The 15,170-nt window shown below is 45.9% G+C and carries 18 protein-coding genes; all 18 read left to right on the forward strand.

Annotation, left to right across the window (positions count from 1 at the left end; translation table 11 throughout):
• The first annotated feature begins 33 nt into the window (after window positions 1–33).
• Window positions 34–2,589 carry a choline trimethylamine-lyase gene (gene cutC, locus B9A22_RS09825; protein WP_084575559.1) on the forward strand — a complete coding sequence of 852 codons (2,556 nt, stop codon included), beginning with the start codon at window positions 34–36 and terminating at the stop codon, window positions 2,587–2,589.
• A gap of 78 nt (window positions 2,590–2,667) precedes the next feature.
• A complete protein-coding gene (locus tag B9A22_RS09830) occupies window positions 2,668–3,678 on the forward strand; it encodes a DMT family transporter (RefSeq protein WP_084575560.1) in 1,011 nt (336 codons plus the stop codon).
• Between the two features lie 2 nt (window positions 3,679–3,680).
• Complete coding sequence (locus B9A22_RS09835) at window positions 3,681–3,968, forward strand: hypothetical protein (protein WP_084575561.1); 288 nt, start codon at window positions 3,681–3,683, stop codon at window positions 3,966–3,968.
• A gap of 33 nt (window positions 3,969–4,001) precedes the next feature.
• Entirely contained in the window at window positions 4,002–4,985 is a 984-nt protein-coding gene (gene cutD / locus B9A22_RS09840) for a choline TMA-lyase-activating enzyme (RefSeq protein ID WP_084575718.1), read from the forward strand.
• Window positions 4,986–5,019: 34 nt separating this feature from the next.
• Entirely contained in the window at window positions 5,020–5,373 is a 354-nt protein-coding gene (eutS, locus tag B9A22_RS09845; RefSeq protein ID WP_084575562.1) for an ethanolamine utilization microcompartment protein EutS, read from the forward strand.
• Window positions 5,370–5,831 carry a EutP/PduV family microcompartment system protein gene (locus B9A22_RS09850; RefSeq protein WP_084575563.1) on the forward strand — a complete coding sequence of 154 codons (462 nt, stop codon included), beginning with the start codon at window positions 5,370–5,372 and terminating at the stop codon, window positions 5,829–5,831. The genes eutS and B9A22_RS09850 overlap by 4 nt, the downstream gene beginning before the upstream one ends.
• Before the next feature lie 93 nt (window positions 5,832–5,924).
• Complete coding sequence (locus tag B9A22_RS09855; protein ID WP_084575564.1) at window positions 5,925–6,596, forward strand: cobalamin adenosyltransferase; 672 nt, start codon at window positions 5,925–5,927, stop codon at window positions 6,594–6,596.
• Window positions 6,584–7,426 carry an ethanolamine utilization protein EutJ gene (eutJ, locus tag B9A22_RS09860; RefSeq protein WP_084575565.1) on the forward strand — a complete coding sequence of 281 codons (843 nt, stop codon included), beginning with the start codon at window positions 6,584–6,586 and terminating at the stop codon, window positions 7,424–7,426. Before B9A22_RS09855 ends, eutJ begins: the two co-directional genes overlap by 13 nt.
• A gap of 18 nt (window positions 7,427–7,444) precedes the next feature.
• Complete coding sequence (locus B9A22_RS09865) at window positions 7,445–7,756, forward strand: BMC domain-containing protein (RefSeq protein ID WP_084575566.1); 312 nt, start codon at window positions 7,445–7,447, stop codon at window positions 7,754–7,756.
• Complete coding sequence (locus B9A22_RS09870) at window positions 7,753–8,013, forward strand: EutN/CcmL family microcompartment protein (RefSeq protein WP_084575567.1); 261 nt, start codon at window positions 7,753–7,755, stop codon at window positions 8,011–8,013. The genes B9A22_RS09865 and B9A22_RS09870 overlap by 4 nt, the downstream gene beginning before the upstream one ends.
• Window positions 8,014–8,034: 21 nt before the next feature.
• Window positions 8,035–9,372 carry a 4Fe-4S dicluster domain-containing protein gene (locus tag B9A22_RS09875; RefSeq protein ID WP_084575568.1) on the forward strand — a complete coding sequence of 446 codons (1,338 nt, stop codon included), beginning with the start codon at window positions 8,035–8,037 and terminating at the stop codon, window positions 9,370–9,372.
• Window positions 9,365–9,913 carry a BMC domain-containing protein gene (locus tag B9A22_RS09880; protein ID WP_084575569.1) on the forward strand — a complete coding sequence of 183 codons (549 nt, stop codon included), beginning with the start codon at window positions 9,365–9,367 and terminating at the stop codon, window positions 9,911–9,913. Before B9A22_RS09875 ends, B9A22_RS09880 begins: the two co-directional genes overlap by 8 nt.
• A 43-nt stretch (window positions 9,914–9,956) precedes the next feature.
• Entirely contained in the window at window positions 9,957–10,637 is a 681-nt protein-coding gene (locus tag B9A22_RS09885; RefSeq protein ID WP_084575570.1) for a cupin domain-containing protein, read from the forward strand.
• A gap of 11 nt (window positions 10,638–10,648) precedes the next feature.
• Window positions 10,649–11,221, forward strand: a complete 573-nt coding sequence (locus tag B9A22_RS26560; RefSeq protein WP_084575571.1) for a BMC domain-containing protein — start codon at window positions 10,649–10,651, stop codon at window positions 11,219–11,221.
• Window positions 11,222–11,271: 50 nt separating this feature from the next.
• Window positions 11,272–12,750: an acetaldehyde dehydrogenase (acetylating) gene (locus B9A22_RS09895; protein ID WP_084575572.1), complete on the forward strand. Its 1,479-nt coding sequence runs from the start codon at window positions 11,272–11,274 to the stop codon at window positions 12,748–12,750.
• A gap of 7 nt (window positions 12,751–12,757) precedes the next feature.
• Window positions 12,758–13,405 (forward strand): phosphate propanoyltransferase, encoded by a 648-nt coding sequence (locus tag B9A22_RS09900; protein ID WP_084575573.1) that lies wholly within the window; start codon window positions 12,758–12,760, stop codon window positions 13,403–13,405.
• A gap of 20 nt (window positions 13,406–13,425) precedes the next feature.
• A complete protein-coding gene (gene eutM / locus B9A22_RS09905) occupies window positions 13,426–13,716 on the forward strand; it encodes an ethanolamine utilization microcompartment protein EutM (protein WP_084575574.1) in 291 nt (96 codons plus the stop codon).
• Window positions 13,717–13,976: 260 nt separating this feature from the next.
• A complete protein-coding gene (locus B9A22_RS09910) occupies window positions 13,977–15,170 on the forward strand; it encodes a histidine kinase (RefSeq protein WP_084575575.1) in 1,194 nt (397 codons plus the stop codon).

A 15,170-nucleotide genomic window follows, 5' to 3' on the forward strand; every position in this document is an offset into this window, starting at 1 on the left:
TGCTGAATTAAGTAAGAGGGAGGACAAAAAAAGTTGAATATTCAAGAGTTTTCGAACAAATTTGCGGATGCAACCAGGAACTTGTCCCCGGAAGAAACAGCGGCCATCATGAAGCTGTTTCAGGGAATTTCCAAGGAACTGGCCGCAAACAGTGCTGTAAACAGTCCAGCAGCGTATAGTCCGACAAAATCACCTGCGTTTGAAGGCGAAATCACAGGATTAACACCGCGCCTGGAACGACTGAAAGCTGCTTATTTAAAGGCCAAGCCCAGTGTCAGTACCTATCGTGCCAGGGCTTTCACGCAAGTGACCAAAGAAAATGCTGGCTTACCCAAGATTCTTCTCCGGGCCAAGTGCTTCCGCAAAGCCTGTGAGACAGCTCCCCTGGTGATCCAAAAAGATGAACTGATTGTTGGACATCCCTGCGGGAAAGCGAGAGCTGGTGCTGTATCCCCGGATATTGCCTGGAGATGGATCCGGGATGAACTGGATACCATGTCAACTAGACAACAGGATCCCTTTGAAATCAGTGAAGAAGACAAGCGGATTTTACGGGAAGAGATTTTCCCTTACTGGGAAGGCCGGAGCCTGGATGAAATTTGTCAGCAGCAATATGAAGAAGCGGGCGTATGGTCCTTTTCGGGCGAATCCTTTGTCAGTGATCTTTCCTATCATCAGGTTAATGGTGGTGGCGATACCTGTCCGGGTTATGATGTCATACTCATTAAAAAAGGCATTAATGGCGCAAGACAGGAAGCTATCGACAGGCTGAGCAAATTGTCCATGGAAAATCCAGAGGACATGGACAAGATTTACTTCTATAAAGCGGAAATCGAGACTTGTGACGGTATTTTGGCGTATGCCAAACGGCTTGCTGATTATGCAAGAGAACTGGCCGACAGAGAAGATGACTCCGCCCGTAAGCACGAGCTTTACAAGATTTCCGATATTTTAACCTATGTACCGGCCAATCCGCCCCGTACCTTCCATGAAGCACTCCAGTCCATCTGGATACTGCAATCACTGTTTGTGGTGGAAGAAAACCAGACTGGCATTTCCGTTGGACGACTGGATCAATACATTTATCCCATGTTCAAGGCTGACCTGGAAGCTGGCCGGATGAACAAACTGGAAGCCTTTGAATTGCTCTCTTGCTTTATTATAAAATGCTCGGAAGTTATGTGGCTGTCCAGTGCACTGGGAGCAAAATATTTCGCCGGCTACCAACCGTTTATCAACTGCACCATCGGTGGGCAGAAGCGAACTGGGGGCGACGCAACCAATGATCTGACTTATCTGATCATGGATGCCGTTCGTTTTACCAAGATGTATCAACCGTCCCTTGCTTGCCGGATTCATAACAAATCACCGCAAAAGTATTTGAAGAAAATCGTCGATGTTGTCAAGGCCGGGCTTGGATTCCCCGCCTGCCATTTTGATGATTCTCATATCAAAATGATGCTTGCCAAGGGATTTAGCATTGAAGATTCACGGGATTACTGCCTCATGGGGTGCGTTGAACCGCAAAAATCAGGCAGAATCTATCAGTGGACATCTACCGGTTATACCCAATGGCCCATTGCCATAGAGTTTGTTCTGAACCGTGGCGTGATGAAATGGCGTGGCACCATGGAAGGGCTTGACACAGGAGATCTTGACAATTTTAAGACATATGAAGAATTTGATGCTGCCTGCAAACAGCAAATCGAGCATATTATCCGCTTATCTGCCATTGGGACCATTGTCAGCCAGCGGGTGCACCGAGATCTTGTTCCCAAACCCCTTATGTCCCTGTTGGTAGAAGGTTGTATGGAAAAAGGTACCGATGTTACCCACGGCGGAGCGCTTGTCAATAGCGGACCCGGGCTGATCTTCTCTGGCCTAGGAACCTATGCTGACTCCATGGCAGCCATTAAAAAGCTGGTTTTTGAGGATAAAAAATATACGCTAAAACAAATCAGGGATGCATTGGCTGCGAATTTTGAAGGCTACGAAACCCTGCGGACAGATTGCCTGAACGCACCTAAATATGGGAATGACGATGATTATGCTGATTTAATTGCCTCAGATATCGTCGTCTGGACAGAACGGGTTCACAACACCTTTGAGATGCTTTATTCGCACTTCACGCATGGCACCCTGTCTATTTCCAATAACACGCCGATCGGCGAAATTACTGGCGCGTCAGCTAATGGGCGTTTAGCCTGGACACCGCTGTCAGATGGCATCAGCCCGACACAGGGGGCCGACAAACTGGGACCTACAGCCATCATTAAATCGGTCAGCAAGCTGAGTGTCGAGTCCATGGGTATTGGGATGGTGCACAATTTCAAACTATTACGGGGTATACTGGAAACGCCGGAAGGCGAAAATGGCCTGATTACCTTGCTTAGAACGGCATCCATTCTTGGCAACGGCCAGATGCAATTCAGCTATGTTGACAATGAAGTGTTGAAGAAAGCCCAGCTCGAACCTGACAAGTACCGGGACTTGATCATCCGTGTCGCCGGCTATAGCGCTTACTTCGTAGAGCTGTGCAAGGAAGTACAGGATGAAATTATCAGCAGAACGATGTTAGATCATTTTTAAAACTTGCGGTTAAACGGACTATCTGAAGAATGCAAGTTCTTCAGATAGCCCGAAAATAAGGAGGGGAACATAGCCTATATGAACATATCGGGAAATCAAAAAGCTCTGATGATGAAGGGGAAAATGGATGCCCAGTTTGACAGAAAAGGTGTATTGATCGGCCTTTTCAGCGGTGGTACCTGGGGCATAAACAATGTGGTCTTGGGTATTGCGCTGACTCTTGTACCTGCCCTGGGAGATGACGCTGCCTTGTATGCCTTGCCACTGGCCGCCGCTTGTATGAATGATACGTTAGCAGGTCTATGGTTACTCATCTATAACGGCTGGGGTGGACGCTTACAGGAAATCGTTCGTAGTCTTAAAACTATTCCCGGACTTATGGTTTGCGTAGCCGCTTTACTGGGTGGACCTGTGGCCAATTGTGGCTACCTTCTGGGAATTTCGATGGCAGGCCCTGCTTATGCGTTAACAATTACCGCATTATATCCTGTCGTTGGTGCAATTCTTTCGCGGATTTTCCTTAAACAGCATATTCTGCCCCGCGTTTGGGCCGGCATGCTGTTATCTGTTATCGGAGCTCTCGTCATATCCTATGTACCGCCCGAAGGTACAGCCAGCGATAATTTTTACCTTGGTCTTTTATTTGCCTCATTAGCTGCTTTCGGGTGGGGTGCTGAAGCCGTTCTGGCAGTATTCGGTATGTCCATGATTGACCCGAAAGTTGCCATTAATATCCGTGAGCTGACTTCCGGTTTGTGTATAGCTATCTTCATTCTTCCTTTCGTCGGTGGTTGGGCCGTTATTTCCCAAGTGGTTGTAGTACCTGGAGCAATTGGCACCTTTGCTATTGCTGCCTTGGCGGCAGGGGTATCTTACCTGGCGTGGTATACAGCCAACAGCAAATGCGGTGTTGCCAAAGGTATGGCTCTTAACGGAACCTATGTCATGTGGGGCGTTATCCTGTCTGTTCTCTTCATGAGCGCGGAGCTTACGAAGAATTTGGCCATTGGAAGTTTCCTGGTACTGATTGGCGCTACGCTTGTGGCGATAAATCCGAAGGAATTCTTCAATAAAGGCGGGGAGGCATAATTATGGCTGAACTATTACCACTGCGGTTTAGAATGCTTCATTATATTTCCACTGTTGACAAAACCAACGTTGATGAAATTATGAAGGCGCTCAAACCGGAATATGGCACAGAAAAACAGTTTACCAAAGAAGTCTTTGTGGAACACCTCATGGATCTGAAAGCCAACTTTGTCATTGATGATAATGATGTGGTGCTGGACAACAAAGGTGAATTGGTCGTTTATTACTCCATCAATGATGAAGGAAATAGACTTCTCAAAAAATATCTTCCTAAGCATTGGCAGAAATAGATTTTTAATCGGTATTCTAAGGGACGGTACATGATGAGTACAGAAAACGGCAACATCCTAGAACGGAAAGCGAGAATCTTCAATATCCAAAAATATTCAATCTATGATGGACCGGGCATACGAACCCTAATTTTCTTCAAGGGCTGTCCCTTAAGATGTAAATGGTGTTCCAATCCCGAGGGCCTTGAAAGAAAATATCAGGTCATGTTCAAAGAAGATTTGTGCGTTGACTGTGGCAACTGTATTCCTGTTTGTCCCGTCCAAATACATCATTTCCAGGATGAGGAAGATGGGCCGCTGCGAACCAACGGTGAAAAACCCAGGCATAAAGTAAACAGAACGATTGACTGTGTGGGTTGCCGAAAATGCGAAACCCTCTGTCCTAAACAGGCACTGTCCATTGCCGGCTCAGACAAAACCATCTCTCAAGTCCTGGAAATCATCCAACAAGATGCACTCTTCTACCTGAGCTCAGGTGGAGGAGTGACTCTTGGGGGAGGCGAAGTCACAGCCCAGCCGGAATTTGCCACCAACCTGCTGATGGAATGCAAACGCATGGGAATCCATACAGCCATTGAAACCTGTGGCTATGCAAAACCGGACTCCCTGCTCATGGTAGCCCAGTTTACCGATTTGTTTCTGTATGATATCAAGCAAATTGACGCTGATCGGCATTATGAACTTACGGGAGTGCGCAATGAACGCATTCTGGATAACCTAACAGAGCTCATACGCCGAGGCTTTACTGTCAAAGTCAGGATGCCCCTCGTCAGGGGTTTGAATGATAGTGAACAGACCATTCGCAGAACGATGGAATTTCTCCAACCCTTTAAAGGTTACAAAAACTTTCAGGGAATCGACTTGCTTCCCTATCATAAACTGGGCATTAACAAATACAAGCAATTAGACATTAAATACGCCATTACTGAAGATTTGAGCTTTAAAGAAGAAGAGTTAGCTAAGATTGAAGAGTTCATAAAAGATTATGACTTGCAGGTCAAAGTCATCAGACATTAAAACCTGGTACATTATCTGCCGGACGGGAGGATTTATGAGTGTAGCCGATGCATTTGAAAAAAAACGTATTATCCAGGAATATGTACCTGGCAAGCAAGTCTCGCTGGCTCACATCATCGCTGCGCCCGTACAGGACATATATGAACGTCTGGGAGTTGAAGAACGGGGAGCCATTGGAATCTCAACCTTCACTCCGAGTGAGACTGCAATTATCGCAGCCGATATTGCTACAAAGACATCGGACGTAGAGATCGGGTTTCTTGATCGCTTTACTGGCTCGCTGGTCATATCCGGCGATGTGGCAAGTGTCGAAGCAGCCATGATTGCCATTAATGACACCTTCGAAAAGCTGTTGGGCTTCACGCCGGCCAAGATTACCCGGACATGAAAAAACGAATTATGGTCGTCGGGCCAACCCAAGCTGGTAAATCCACCCTGATTAATGTGCTAAATGATGCCAACAGACCATTGAAAAAGACCCAGGATGTTATTTATGGGAAAAACACCATTGACACACCGGGTTCATATATTGAAAACGCTTCGATGTACAAATACCTGATTGCGACAGCACAAGCCGCATCCCATGTGCTCATGCTTATTAACCAATCCAGACCCACTGAAGTCTATCCGCCTGGTTTTGCCAAATCGTTTACTTGTCCCGTCATTGGCGTGATTACCATGATTGATTTGGCGCCGGAGAATGACAAGTTATGTATAGCGCAGCTAAAAAAAATAGGGATTTCCGAACCTTACTTCCGGATTTCTTTAAAAGATAATACAAATACAGGCGTAGAAGCCTTGAAAAACTTTTTAGTTAGAGAACAAGAAACATCTGAAAAGAAATGAGTTTCTTCATATATATATATACTCTTTGTATTTTGCGCTTCAGCAAGCGACGGGGATTTTGCTAAAGGAGACTTCAGGAAAGGGGGTAAGGCAATGAAATTCATCACCGAAATGGAATTGCGAGATTTATATAAAACAGAACCCTTTGCTACTTATGTTCTGGAACCGGATACAAAGATTACACCAGGCGCCCGCCAATTTCTTGTGGACAGACGAGTTACGCTGGTACAGGCTCAGTGTAGTGACGACAAGAAGTCAAACCCCAGCGAGTTGAAGCTGACACAGCAAGGGGAAAAATGGTGTACCCAGAGATTGCGTGGAAGAATGGACTGGATAGAGTCTTTATTTCTCCTCACTGCGGCAGAAGTTATACGCTCGGGCGATGCTGTCCTGTCAGAAGAAGTTATGGCACTGGGCAAAGCCTTCCGGAACGTACGAAACGCTGAGCGGGAACAATTAGCCCCAGACACTATTCAGTTTTGGGGATGGTCAGAAGAAGAAATCAAACAACGATCCGAACATCTGGAAAAATATGTTGATATCAGTGAGTTTCATGTGCGCTTGGAAAACGGCAAAGAGATTGCCCTGCTGAATCACTTACGTGCCTCCCTCCGTGAGGTCGAGCCAGCCATGTTGGAAACCTATTGGAATGAGGACAAGCAAGCTTGCTCACGGCAAGACCTGATTGATACGGTGAATCTGATCATTAATATACTCTGCATGATGATGTGGAAGTGTCTGGGAGGACAGAAATGGAAACGGTAAATTCAGCCTTTCAATATTGTGATCAACTTGTTCGTGATTTTGAGAAAGTCATCGAAGCACCCATAGTGACTAAATCCTCCGTATATTACACCGGGGTTGACCTGGGGACAGCTTATATTGTACTGGCGGTCCTTGATGAGAATTATCAGCCTGTTGCCGGTGCTTATCGTTTTGCTCATGTTGTCAAAGATGGCATGGTAGTGGACTATATCGGTGCGATTCGTATCGTTAAAGAGTTAAAACAAGAACTCGAGCAGAAACTGGGCGCAGAACTGATCTATGCAGCCGCGGCGCTTCCCCCGGGAACCGATTCCCTTGACTCAGGAGCCATTAAACATGTGGTCCAGGGGGCTGGATTTGAAATTACCAACGTGTTGGATGAGCCGACAGCCGCTAATGCCGTACTTAAGATTCAAGATGGTGTGATTGTTGATATTGGTGGCGGCACTACGGGCATTGCCATTTTGAAAGATGGCAAAGTGATTTATGTCGCCGATGAACCTACAGGGGGCACTCACTTTTCTCTCGTCCTTGCCGGTGCCTACAAAATGAGTTTTGACGATGCGGATCAATATAAGCGGGATTTTAAAAACCATCGGGAATTGATCCCCGTATTACGCCCTGTCATTGAAAAAGTCTCATCCATTATCAGTCGCCACATACGTGAATATCCAGTAAAAGAAATCTATCTAGTAGGTGGAACCTGCTGCCTGAATGGAATCGAAGATATTATCACCAAGCAAACTAACCTTCCCACTTACAAACCGCAAAACCCCATGTTTGTAACACCTTTGGGAATTGCACTTAACTGCACACAGGAAATCCTTTAGACAGGAGTGACGTTAGACATGGAGTACCGGATTATAAAATCCCCCTCCCAGGGGACCTTAGATATTCTCTTTCGGCGAAAAGGTTCGGCTTCAACCATCCCCATTGGGAACTATGGTGCTGTGGGATTGGTTCAGGGGCGGCTGATTGATATGGTTTTTGCTGCTGATATCGCAGAAAAAGCGGCCGGGGTAGTAGTAGAAGACATTAAAGGGCATTGCCCGCAGAATCTGATCATGATTGCCATTTTCGGAGATACGGCGTCGGTGGAAGCAGCTATGAAAGATATACAGTATAAATTGAAAGAATCAAAAACAGGTGAGATTTTATGATCGCAGCAAAAGTAATTGATAGTATATGGTCAACAAGAAAAGCTGATTCTCTTGTCGGGCTGAAATTCATGCTGGTGGAAGTCCTCGGTGGTATTGATGCCGGTCGTCTTATGATTGCTGCCGACACAATCAGTGCCGGTGTTGGCGAACGAGTGATTGTCTGTAGTGGCAGCTCGGCCCGCAAAATGCTGGGTCGGGACGATGTACCCATTGATGCCGTCATTGTAGGAATCATTGACGAAGACTGCACGTTTTAACAAATCTGGAGGTGGAAAAGCTTGGATCTGATTGACGTAATCAAAGCGGCAGGGGTTATCGGGGCGGGAGGAGCCGGATTTCCAACTCACGCCAAACTAACTTCCAAAGCCGAGTATATATTGCTTAATGGAGCTGAATGCGAACCCCTGCTCAGGGTGGACCAGCAATTAATGGAGCAGTTTCCTGATGAGATCATCAGAGGACTGGAAGCAGCGGGAAGGTATATTGAAGCCCGCAAAGCCGTCATTGGTATCAAGGGCAAACACAAAGAAGTCGTTGTCCTCATGCGGGAAAGAATTACCGCGCTGGGACTTTCAAATTATGTGGAAGTTATGGAACTCCGGGATATCTATCCTGCTGGTGACGAACAGGTTCTGGTGCATGAACTGACGCAAAGAATTGTTCCGGAAGCATCCATTCCCCTAAAAGTGGGCTGTGTGGTCATCAATTCGGAAACGGCATTGAATATAGCCCAGGCCATAGCCGGGAGCCCTGTAACAGAAACATACATCACCGTTGCCGGCGATATACCTCACCGTATGACTCTTAAAGTTCCTGTGGGCATATCCATCCGGGAGGTATTCAAACAATGCGGCGTGGATAATGTGGATGACTATGCCGTGATCGACGGCGGTCCCATGATGGGTTCGGTCATGAACAACCTGGACGGGTATGTCACCAAGAAAAGTAAAGGCTATGTACTGCTTAAAAAAGATCACTTTCTCATTCGAAAGAAATCCGTGAGCGTCGATCGAGCAAGAGTAATCGGCAAAACCGCCTGTGAACAATGCCGCATGTGTACCGATTTGTGTCCCCGCTACCTCTTAGGACACAATATGCAGCCACATAAAGTCATGCGGGCCCTGAGCTATAATTTGGCAGACGTGAAAGATCAACAAATTGCCCAATTGTGTTGTGAATGCAATGCCTGCGAGCTATTCTCCTGCCCGGCTAATCTCCATCCGAAATCTGTCAATATTCTATATAAGCAAAAGCTGGCAGAACAGGGGATTAGATATCAGCCGACCCAGCTGAATTTTGAGGCGCGGTCAGCCAGAGAATATCGCCTGATTCCCAGCAAACGTCTAGTTGCCAAAATCGGCTTAACAGCTTTCGATAAACCTGCCCCCATGACTCAGATCGAATTTCGACCTGAAACCATTCGTGTCGCTTTAAGGCAGCACATCGGCGCGCCGGCTATACCAGTTGTCGCCGTAGGCGAACAGGTGCAAGCCGGGCAACTGATTGGTAAAATTCCGGACAACAGTCTTGGCGCGGCAGTTCACTCCAGCCTGAGTGGTTCTGTTATCGAGAGCACGGGTGATTCTATTGTGATAAAGGTGGGGTCGTATGTATAGGGCAATAGGTATGATTGAGCTTACAAGTATTGCAAGAGGAATTTATGCGACAGACCTGATGCTTAAAACGGCCTACGTCGAAGTTGTCAGCGCAACAGCTGTCTGCCCGGGGAAATTTATCGCCATCGTCCATGGAGACGTTTCTGCTGTAGAAAGCTCTATCAGCGTAGGGGTAGAAACAGCAGGAGAATATCTGGTAGATAGCTTTGTTCTTGCTAATGTTCATCAGGCCGTTTTCCCGGCCATCACAGCTACAACCATGCCGGATGGAACCGGCGCTCTGGGGATCATGGAATCCTTTTCCCTGTCATCGATGATTATAGCCGCCGATGCCGCACTCAAAGCGGCAGACATACAGGCTCTGGAACTACGTTTGGGCAGTGGACTGGGAGGCAAAGCCTACTTCACCTTTACCGGCGATGTTGCCGCTGTGCAAGCAGGTATCGAAGCCGGGAAAGCCATTGTTGTGGAAAAAGGCCTGTTAGTCGATGTAGAAGTCATTCCATCGCCGGCCAAAAAATTGTGGACAACCCTGTTCTAAGCCTACAATCAGATACAACACTCTACCAAAAGGAGGTGCTATATTGAAAAAACTTGTTTGTGCAAACGCGGTAAAAGCAGCGGCAGAAAAGGGACAAAGAATATTCTGCGTAGACAGCGATACCATCATTACACCGGCAGCCAAGGATCTGGCCAAGGAACTGGGCGTGGAATTTGCAGCAAACTCAGCTGCCGCAGGAAATCCAAACGGTAAAGACAGTGATCTGCCGAAGCAAGATTGCCGGGAAACCGAGATTGATCCAGATATGATCTATCAAGTTGTAAAAGCGGTATTGGCTAACAAACTCCTGGCAAGTGTTCCTGCTCCGGCTCTGGAACCGCCCTTCCGTGCAGATGGTGACCCGAAAAGTGGTCTAAAAATTGTGCGCGGCAGGACAGTGAAGCTTGAGACCTTTGACACCGGCGATCCTGGCAATAACGTAGCTTATCGTGAAGTGGTCAGTAAAGATGATTCCCAAATGAGCGCAGGCTTTTTGACAATTGAAAAATCCAGCTTTGAGTGGGAATTGTGCTATGAAGAGATTGATATTATCCTTGAGGGAACCCTGTCCATCACCATCGATGGTGAGACTTATCATGCTCACCAGGGTGATGTCCTCTTCGTACCCAAAGGTACAAAAGTAACCTGGAGTTCATCCGAGTATGTCAAATTCTTTTATGTAACCTATCCGGCAAACTGGGCTGATCTTATGGCTGGGCAATAGGAGGGTAATTTATGCAGGCTCTTGGCCTAATTGAGACACGAGGACTCCTCCCTGCTATTGAATGTGCAGATGTCATGCTCAAAACGGCGCAAGTGGAACTTGTCGAGAGAACCTTTGTCGGTGGCGGCCTCGTAACAATTATTGTAACCGGTGATGTGGGAGCTGTTAAAGCTGCCGTGGAAGCAGGGGTGACAGCGGTTAAAAATATGGGTCACTTGTCATTGGTTGCTCAACATATAATTCCCAGACCGCATCATGAGATTGAAAGCATAGTCACTCAACAGGCAAATCCCGCTCTGGAGCAACCAAGCCCTGAACCACAACAAGAGAAATCAAAAGAAAGCACTAACTCGGCGCAAATAACGCTGAAAGAGCTCCGTAAAGATGGCGTGGATGCTCTCGTACAGGAATTCGGCCTTGAAAAAAGCGTGAACACACTAAAATCATTTTCTGTGGAAAAACTCAGGAATCTGGCAAGAGAATACAAAGAACTTGGCATTGCAAGCAGAGTGATATCCAAAGCAAATAAAGACTTACTTATCCAGAAACTTACGGGATATTACGAGCAGGGGACTGAAAAGTAACCTGTATACCTGCAAAAACAGGTAAAGACAGTGGGGGGAGGAATTGTTAATTGGAAAACTTTGATTATGATTTACAATCTGTGCAAGAGACAAGAAATCTTGCACGTCAGGCCAAACTGGCACAAACTCAACTTGCAAAGTTCAATTGCGAGCAGATTGATAAAATTATCCGGAATATGGTGAAGGTAGCAGAGGAAAATGCCGTTTCTCTGGCAAAACTGGCAGTCGAAGAAACAGGATTTGGCAAAGTTGAAGATAAAATCTTTAAAAATCGTTTTGCTTCCACAGAACTATATGAATTCATCAAACCCATGCAGACCATCGGCGTCATCAAAGAAGATAAAGACAACAAAATTATGGAAATTGCCGAGCCAGTAGGATTGCTCATGGGGATTATTCCCTCAACCAATCCCACATCCACGGCCATATACAAATCGATTATTGCCATTAAATCCCGTAACGGGATTGTGTTCTCCCCGCATCCTTCGGCGCTGAAGTGCACGCTGCAAGCAGCCAGACTGATGAATGATGCTGCAGTAGCTGCCGGTGCCCCGGCCAATATCATTGGCTGTATCTCCAAACCCTCAATGGATGCAACTAACGAACTGATGAAATGTGATGAGGTCGCCTTGATTATTGCGACAGGTGGCTCGGCCATGGTAAAGGCTGCCTATAGCGCCGGTAAACCGGCACTGGGTGTAGGTCCGGGCAACGTTCCGGCCTATATAGAAAGAACTGCCAATATTTCGAAGGCTGTCAAAAATATTATTGCCAGTAAAACGTTTGACAATGGTACCATATGTGCATCAGAGCAATCGGTTATTGTTGAAGAATGCATTCGTGATCAGGTTATGGAAGAGTTCAGACGCCAGGGTGGTTACTTCATGACCCCGGCGGAGACAAGCCAAGTTGCCAAGAAATTGTTTGTTCGCGGCCATGCCATGAATGCGAAAATGGTGGGAAGATCTGCCGCAGTCATTGCCGACAGTGTCGGAATAGCCATTCCACCGGGAACAAAGGTCCTGTTAGGTGAACAACAGGGCGTGGGTGAAGAATATCCCCTGTCATATGAAAAGCTGACTACCGTGCTGGCGTTTTATACCGTAAAAGACTGGGAAGAAGCTTGTGATCTGAGCATCAAACTCTTGAATAATGGCGGTGTCGGTCACAGTCTTTCCATTCATACGGAAAATCCTGAAATGGCCATAAAATTCGCTGAAAAACCAGTATTCAGGATCTTGGTCAACACAGCTTCCAGCCAGGGCGGTGTGGGTGCAAGTACCGGTCTTTCCCCGTCCTTTACACTGGGGTGCGGTACTTGGGGCGGAAGTGCAACCTCCGATAATGTAACCCCCATGCACTTGATCAATATCAAACGTGTAGCCTATGGAATCAAAGACTGCACCGAAAACACAACTCCCGCCTATTCAGCCTGCGGGGCACAGAGCGCTAGCCCTAGTGCCATCAGTGAAGATGATATTATGAATGTTGTGAATGAGGTCATTTCGCTACTGAAAAAAAAGAGGTGATAGCTAAGTGGGAAAGTATGACGCTTTAGCAGCGCTTCTGCTGGAAGCAATCAGAGAAGGGGGGGATTTTAACAAGGAAGCCAACGTGAGCTCCATACCTGTGGGAATATCTAACCGCCATATTCATCTTTCTCAGGCAGATTTGGACACCCTGTTTGGTGTGGGATACCAATTGACAAAAATCAAGGATTTGTCCCAGCCCCAGCAATATGCCTGCAAGGAAACCCTAACCATAGCCGGGCCCAAAGGCGCTATTGAAAAAGTCCGCATCCTCGGGCCAGCGAGAAGCCAAACCCAGGTAGAAATACTCCAGGCAGATTGTTTCAAGCTTGGCATAACCGCGCCGGTGAAAATGTCGGGAGATCTGCAAGGAACTCCGGGAATCACGCTCATTGGCACCAAAGGAAGTATCCTTCTTTCCCAAGGCGTGATCATTGCGCAGCGGCATATTCATATGACACTGGAAGATGCAAAACACCTTGGTGTAGCCGATGGAGAGCAGGTAACCATTCAAATAGGCGGACTTCGGGGAGGAACTTACTCGAATGTCGCCATCAGAGCCAACAATACCTCGGCTCTTGAATGTCATATCGATACAGAAGAAGCGAATGCTATGAATCTGACAGCAACCTCAAAAATAACGATAATAAAATAAAATTTTAGGAGGAAACAAAAATGAGTAAATCAGAAGCTTTAGGATTAATTGAAACAAAAGGGTTGGTAGGTGCAATTGAAGCGGCAGACGCCATGGTTAAAGCTGCCAACGTTCATCTGATTGGCCGCGAATTAGTCGGCGGTGGTTTGGTAACTATTATGGTAAGAGGCGATGTCGGTGCTGTAAAAGCAGCAACCGATGCCGGTGCTGCTGCTGCTCAGCGAGTTGGCGAACTGATCTCCGTTCATGTCATTCCGCGTCCTCATGGTGACGTAGAACTGATACTCCCTGCAGCCAAAAAAGAGGCATAATCATCAGTTAGATAATACGACGCAGGTCAAAATCTCCACTTGGAGGTTTTGGCCTGCGTCTTTTCTGGGTGGTGGCCACACACCTGGGGTTAGGCTGGGCTGAGGGCTTGATTCTATTTACATTTCTATAATGGTGTTGTATTATGAAATAAAATGTACTATTTTGTTTTAAAATAATACTATTTTGCAATCGCATTGCCGCTCATGCACTTTGGATGAATTGAACGAATCAATCCTAGAAAAGGATATTGGCGAAAAGCATGAACAAGACTGACAAAACATTAAAAAATTTAATGGATTCCAATCTGTATTCTCGCTATAGCGGACTTTTAGCCTTATCCAATATTTCTTTACAGCTGATAGATACCAACGGTGATATTCTGCTTGAATTTAATCCGTCTCCCGATTTTTGCAAACTTATTTGCCAGGAGCGGGAAACGCGGATCTGCTCAGATTATATTTCCAGATTAAATACAGGTAAGGGAGACCGATTTATCTGCCGTTATGGACTGGCAAACATTCTTTTGCCAGTCGTTATTAACAACCAAACCATAGGCTATGTCGTTGGCGCGCAGGTTTACTCGCCAGATAGTGAATATCAGAAATATCTGATTGATATAATGGCCATGGCACAAGATAAAAAGCTCGAACCGGAATTTATTGCCAAATCAATTGCGGCGATAAAAACCATTGAGGAAAACAAAATTGAAATTCATGAACAACTTTGTAACCATATTGCCCAAAATATTTGCTATGACTTTTCTGAAAGCATCAATAACACTGATAAGGCTATAGCAAGATTATCTATTGAAAAAGAAATGCTGGAAAAAAAGATTATTGACCTGGAAGCAAAAAATATGTCGCTGGTGATTAACCCGCATTTCCTCTTTAATACCTTAAATACCATAGCTCGTATCGCTTACTATGAAAAATCCCATAAGACGGAAGAACTCATATACTATCTTTCCGATTTATTGCGGTATAACTTAAAGCAAGACGATGAGTTACACACCATCGGAGCCGAGATGGATAATATCGAGAAATACCTTTATATTCAGAAAATAAGATTTAAAAATCGTCTGGAATATGACATTGATATTGCAGATCATATAAAGCCCCATAGAATACCCAATATGATCATACAGCCCATCGTTGAGAATGCCCTTATCCATGGCATTACCCCTAAAAGGGACGGGGGCAAGATAAAAATTTACGCAGAAAAATATAAAAATGACATCAATATTTCTGTCATAGATAATGGGAATGGCTTTCCCAAAGAAGTTTTACAAAGTCTTCAGCAATCCGAAAATAAGCTAGGAATAGGTTTTCGCAGTACGGACAAACGGTTGAAACGATATTTCGGCGAAAATTACGGGTTAACAATCGCAAAATCAGACTATAGCGGAAGTACCGTCACCATCTCGATTCCCACAAAACCCAATGCGAGGAGATAA

The organism is Sporomusa malonica, from assembly GCF_900176355.1.
Classification (GTDB): domain Bacteria; phylum Bacillota; class Negativicutes; order Sporomusales; family Sporomusaceae; genus Sporomusa; species Sporomusa malonica.

Excerpts from the sequence above, each read along its gene's own strand:
- B9A22_RS09855 (WP_084575564.1), top strand. The coding sequence starts at position 5,925 with ATGAAATTCATCACCGAAATGGAATTGCGAGATTTATATAAAACAGAA.
- B9A22_RS09830 (WP_084575560.1), top strand. The coding sequence starts at position 2,668 with ATGAACATATCGGGAAATCAAAAAGCTCTGATGATGAAGGGGAAAATG.
- B9A22_RS09850 (WP_084575563.1), top strand. The coding sequence starts at position 5,370 with ATGAAAAAACGAATTATGGTCGTCGGGCCAACCCAAGCTGGTAAATCC.
- B9A22_RS09865 (WP_084575566.1), top strand. The coding sequence starts at position 7,445 with ATGGAGTACCGGATTATAAAATCCCCCTCCCAGGGGACCTTAGATATT.
- B9A22_RS26560 (WP_084575571.1), top strand. The coding sequence starts at position 10,649 with ATGCAGGCTCTTGGCCTAATTGAGACACGAGGACTCCTCCCTGCTATT.
- B9A22_RS09835 (WP_084575561.1), top strand. The coding sequence starts at position 3,681 with ATGGCTGAACTATTACCACTGCGGTTTAGAATGCTTCATTATATTTCC.
- eutS (WP_084575562.1), top strand. The coding sequence starts at position 5,020 with ATGAGTGTAGCCGATGCATTTGAAAAAAAACGTATTATCCAGGAATAT.
- B9A22_RS09880 (WP_084575569.1), top strand. The coding sequence starts at position 9,365 with ATGTATAGGGCAATAGGTATGATTGAGCTTACAAGTATTGCAAGAGGA.
- B9A22_RS09870 (WP_084575567.1), top strand. The coding sequence starts at position 7,753 with ATGATCGCAGCAAAAGTAATTGATAGTATATGGTCAACAAGAAAAGCT.
- B9A22_RS09910 (WP_084575575.1), top strand. The coding sequence starts at position 13,977 with ATGAACAAGACTGACAAAACATTAAAAAATTTAATGGATTCCAATCTG.
- eutJ (WP_084575565.1), top strand. The coding sequence starts at position 6,584 with ATGGAAACGGTAAATTCAGCCTTTCAATATTGTGATCAACTTGTTCGT.
- cutD (WP_084575718.1), top strand. The coding sequence starts at position 4,002 with ATGAGTACAGAAAACGGCAACATCCTAGAACGGAAAGCGAGAATCTTC.
- eutM (WP_084575574.1), top strand. The coding sequence starts at position 13,426 with ATGAGTAAATCAGAAGCTTTAGGATTAATTGAAACAAAAGGGTTGGTA.